Source organism: Devosia sp., from assembly GCF_034675085.1.
Classification (GTDB): domain Bacteria; phylum Pseudomonadota; class Alphaproteobacteria; order Rhizobiales; family Devosiaceae; genus Devosia.
In genome coordinates, this window is sequence record NZ_JAUCDN010000273.1 from 1 (window position 1) to 4,345 (window position 4,345).

At 65.5% G+C, this 4,345-nt stretch carries 5 protein-coding genes; 4 read left to right on the forward strand and 1 reads right to left on the reverse strand.

The window, feature by feature from the left end:
- Positions 1-199 precede the first annotated feature (199 nt).
- From rpmH to yihA, 4 genes are all read left to right on the forward strand, one after another.
- Entirely contained in the window at positions 200-334 is a 135-nt protein-coding gene (gene rpmH, locus VDP82_RS14500) for a 50S ribosomal protein L34 (protein ID WP_323015550.1), read from the forward strand.
- Positions 335-357: 23 nt separating this feature from the next.
- A complete protein-coding gene (locus tag VDP82_RS14505) occupies positions 358-753 on the forward strand; it encodes a ribonuclease P protein component (RefSeq protein ID WP_323015551.1) in 396 nt (131 codons plus the stop codon).
- Positions 750-2,576 (forward strand): membrane protein insertase YidC, encoded by a 1,827-nt coding sequence (gene yidC / locus VDP82_RS14510; RefSeq protein WP_323015552.1) that lies wholly within the window; start codon positions 750-752, stop codon positions 2,574-2,576. The genes VDP82_RS14505 and yidC overlap by 4 nt, the downstream gene beginning before the upstream one ends.
- An 85-nt stretch (positions 2,577-2,661) precedes the next feature.
- Positions 2,662-3,309 (forward strand): ribosome biogenesis GTP-binding protein YihA/YsxC, encoded by a 648-nt coding sequence (gene yihA, locus VDP82_RS14515; protein ID WP_323015553.1) that lies wholly within the window; start codon positions 2,662-2,664, stop codon positions 3,307-3,309.
- A gap of 278 nt (positions 3,310-3,587) precedes the next feature.
- On the opposite strand, the gene VDP82_RS14520 is transcribed toward yihA, so the two are convergent.
- Positions 3,588-4,345, reverse strand: a 758-nt coding sequence (locus VDP82_RS14520; protein WP_323015554.1) for a methyl-accepting chemotaxis protein, incomplete at its 5' end; no start/stop codon positions are given.

Here is a 4,345-nt window from a genome sequence, read left to right on the forward strand (position 1 = left end):
TTTATGAGGCGATATGGCGGCGAAAACAACCGGGGGCGGCGCACGGGGCAAGGTGTGATGGCGCGTTGACTTGGAGCCGAGTTTTCCCTATAGACCGCACCAACCCGCACCATGGGCGCCCCGCGCATCATGGCTGCCCGATAGTCTTGCCTCGAGCAGAGCCAAATTAGAGGAACCGTGCCCGGCGCGGTCTGATGTCATGAAGCGTACATACCAGCCCTCCAAGCTCGTGCGTGCCCGTCGTCACGGTTTCCGTGCGCGTATGGCCACCAAGGACGGCCGCATCATCCTGAATCGCCGTCGCGCCCAGGGCCGCAAGAAGCTCTCGGCCTGAGCCCTTCCGGCCGGATGACGGCCATGGAGCAGCCGACCATCGCCTTGCGCCGGCTCACCAAGCGTTCGCAGTTTCTACGGGCTGCCCGGGGCAATCGCGCCGGGCGGTCTGCGTTTGGGTTGCAGGCGGTTCCGGCCGCTGAGGCGGTGCCGGGCATCGGCTACACGGTCACCAAGAAGACCGGCAATTCGCCCGAGCGCAACCGCATCAAGCGGCGCCTGCGCGCCGCTGCCGCAGTCTGCGCGCGTGACTTTGCGCCCCACCACGATTATGTGCTTGTCGGCAGGCGCGAGGCGCTCAGCCATCCCTTCGGCCTGCTGGTGGCCGATCTGGAAGCCTTGATTGTGCGCGTTCACGCGCCCAGATCCTCCAGCCAGACCCCTCCATCCCGCGGCGGACCCCGGAAACCGAGACCATGAACGACAATCGCAATGTGATCCTTGCCATCGTGCTCAGCATGGCCGTGCTGTTCGGCTGGCAGTTCTTCGTTGCCGGCCCGCAGCTCGAACGCGCCCAGCAGCAGGCCCAGATCGCCGCCCAGCAGCAGGCCGACGCCGACGCGGCCCTGGCCACGCCCACCGCGCAGGGCGAGGCCGCCGCCGCGCCTGCCTCCACCGGGGTCAAGGTCTTTTCCAGCCGCCAGGAGGCGCTTGCCGCCAGCCAGCGCGTCGCCATCGAAACCGCCGATCTGGAGGGCTCGATCAGCCTGACCGGCGCCCGCATCGACGATCTGCGCCTCAAGCAGTATCGCGAGACGGTGGCGCCCGATTCGCCGGTCATCACCCTGCTCACGCCCCAGGGCGTGCCCGATGCCTATTTCGTCGAGGAAGGCTGGGTGCCGGCGGCCGGTGCCAATATCGCCGTTCCCAATGCGCAGAGCGTGTGGCGCGTCGAGGGTGAAGCCGGGCCGCTTACCGCCCAGTCGCCGGTAACGCTGGCCTGGGACAATGGCGCGGGCCTCACCTTCCGCCGCACCATCTCGCTGGACGAGCACTACCTGTTCACCGTCAGCCAGACCATCGAGAACCATGGCCAGGGCGACGTGGCGCTCTATCCTTACGCCCGCGTCATCCGCAACGGCACACCGCATGTGGCCAATTTCTTCATCCAGCATGAAGGCCCCCATGGCGTGCTGGGCAGCAACAATCTGATCTCGAAGAAATATACCGACCTCCAGAACGAGCGTCAGGCCACTTACGAGAGCACCACCGGCTGGCTCGGCTTTTCCGACAAATACTGGGCCACCGCCGTCATGCCGCCCGCCGGCACGACCATGAATGCGCGCTTCAGCTGGTCCAACGGCTCGGGCTATGACGATTACCAGACCAGCTATGTGGAGACCGCCCCGGTGGTGGTCGCCGCCGGCGCCAGCGCCACGCGCGAAAGCTATCTGTTCGCCGGCGCCAAGGAGGAGGCGGTGATTTCGGCCTATCAGACCGAATACGGCTTCGACCGGCTCGAGCTGCTGATCGACTGGGGCTGGCTGCACTTCATCACCAAGCCGATGTATTACCTGCTCACCTTCCTTTACGGCATCCTGGGCAATTTCGGCCTGGCGGTGCTGGCGGTGACGGTCATCGTCAAGGGGCTGTTCTTCCCCCTGGCCAACCGCTCCTATGCCTCCATGGCGGCGATGCGCCGGGTGCAGCCGGAGATGAAGTCCATCCAGGAGCGTCTCAAGGACGACCGCGCCGCCCAGCAGCAGGCGATGATGGAGCTTTACCGCAAGGAAAAGATCAATCCGCTGTCCGGCTGCTGGCCCATCCTCATCCAGATTCCGGTGTTCTTTTCCCTCTACACCGTCATCTTCATCAGCCTCGACATGCGCCATGCGCCGTTCTTCGGCTGGATCCAGGACCTGGCGGCGCCCGATCCGACCAATATCTTCACCCTGTTCGGCCTGATCCCCTGGGATCCGAGCGTGGTGCCCCTGCTCGGCGGCTTCCTGCATCTGGGCGTGTGGCCGGTCATCATGGGCATCACCATGTGGGTGCAGATGCGGCTCAACCCGCCGCCGCCCGATCCGACCCAGGCCGCCATCTTCAACTGGATGCCGGTGATCTTCACCTTCATGCTGGGCACCTTCCCGGCGGGTCTGGTGATCTACTGGGCCTGGAACAACACCCTGTCGGTGGCCCAGCAATGGTTCATCATGAAGCGCCACGGCGTCGAGGTGAACCTGCTCGGCAATATCCTGAACAGCTTCCGCCGCAAGAAGGCCGACGAGCCCGCCAAGTCCTGATCCGCAGGCCGGATCGCCAATCCGCCTCGATCGTGTTACAGCCCGCCGGCCCCCACCGGCGGGCTTGTGTTTTCAAGGAATGACGATGACGAGCCAGACCGATTACGACCCCCTGATGATCGAGCGTGGCCGGCTGCTGTTCGCGCGGCCTTTCCTCTTCGTCAAAGGCTGCGTGCGCCTGGCCGATCTGCCACCCATGGATCGGGTGGAGATCGCCTTTGCCGGCCGGTCCAATGTCGGCAAGTCCAGCCTCATCAACGCGCTATGCGGCACGTCGGGCCTGGCCCGCACCTCCAACACGCCCGGCCGCACGCAGGAGCTCAACATCTTCGAGAGCCAGAGCGAAAACCTGCGCATCGTCGACATGCCCGGCTATGGCTATGCCAAGGCGCCCGAGGACAAGGTGCGGCAATGGACGCGCCTCATTCACCAATATCTCACCGGCCGCGCCACGCTGCGCCGCGTCTATGTGCTGATCGATGGCCGCCACGGCCCCAAGGACAACGACCTCACCGTCATGAACGAGCTCGATCTTTCGGCGGTGAGCTACCAGGTCGTGCTCACCAAGGCCGACAAGCTGCTGGCGCGCGAGCTGGAAAAAGTAGTGGCCGCCACCAAAGCCGCCATCGCCAAGCGCCCGGCGGCCCACCCCCACATCATCCTCACCTCCTCGGCCAAGGGCACCGGCCTGAAAGACCTGCGCACCGAAATCGCCATGCTGCTGGAAAGCTGAGGCTTCGAGCCGTCCCAAAGGGCAAATCGCCCCAGTGGGGCGATTTGAGGCGAGAAGGCCATGAGAGCTACGCTCGAATGGCACGACCGTGCCACCCCCACCGGCCCTACCCTCTCCCCTTGCGGGAGAGGGACAGACCTGACGCCTTCAGCAGAAGGTCAGGGTGAGGGGGCCGCTGAATTCGCCCATGCTTCAATGCCCAAATATAGCCCCTCATCCGCCCCTCCGGCTCCCCTTCCCCCACGAGGGGAGAAGGAGAGCCGGTGGCTGCGAAAAAGCTAAGCCGCCTGCCGCGCCCCGGCGCTGCGCCCTGCCCGTTCTGTGGTGAACACCGCCACGATGCGGTCCAGCGCGCTGGCCTGCTCTTCGGTCTGCTCGATGGCGGCGTTGGTTTGTTCCACCAGAGCGGCATTATGCTGGGTGATTTCGTCCATCTGGCGCACCGCCACATGCACTTCATCGATGGCCACCGCCTGCTCGCGGCTGGCACTGGTGATTTCCCCGATCAGGCTGGCGCTTTCCATCACCGAGGCATTGAGCGCGGCGATGCGCTCGCCGATGCGCAGCACCACCTGCGTGCCGGCCTGCACCTCGCCCACCGAAATATCGATCAGCCCCTTGATATCGGCCGAAGCCTCGGCGGCGCTCTGGGCCAGCCGGCGCACTTCCACCGCCACCACGGCAAAGCCCTTGCCCGCTTCGCCCGCGCGCGCCGCTTCCACCGAGGCGTTGAGCGCCAGCAGGTTGGTCTGGAAAGCGATGTCGTCGATCAGCCCGATAATGTTGGAAATCTTGGCCGATGAGGCCGAAATCTGCTCCATGGCCTTGGTGGCCGATTCCATCGCCGAGCCGCTTTCCACCGCGATGCGCGAGGCGTCGCTGACGGCGCGGTTGGCGTCCTCGGCGCGGGTGGCGTTGGCCGTCACCGTGGTGGAAAGCTGCTCCACCGTGGCCGAGGTCTGCTCCACCATGGCGGCCTGCCGGCTGGTGCGCTCGGACAGGTCGTTGGAGCCGGCGAGGATTTCCCCCGTGGCGG

What these genes read in the sequence shown, in the direction of transcription:
- yihA (WP_323015553.1), top strand. Translation starts at nt 2,662, where the DNA reads ATGACGAGCCAGACCGATTACGACCCCCTGATGATCGAGCGTGGCCGG.
- VDP82_RS14505 (WP_323015551.1), top strand. Translation starts at nt 358, where the DNA reads ATGGAGCAGCCGACCATCGCCTTGCGCCGGCTCACCAAGCGTTCGCAG.
- rpmH (WP_323015550.1), top strand. Translation starts at nt 200, where the DNA reads ATGAAGCGTACATACCAGCCCTCCAAGCTCGTGCGTGCCCGTCGTCAC.
- yidC (WP_323015552.1), top strand. Translation starts at nt 750, where the DNA reads ATGAACGACAATCGCAATGTGATCCTTGCCATCGTGCTCAGCATGGCC.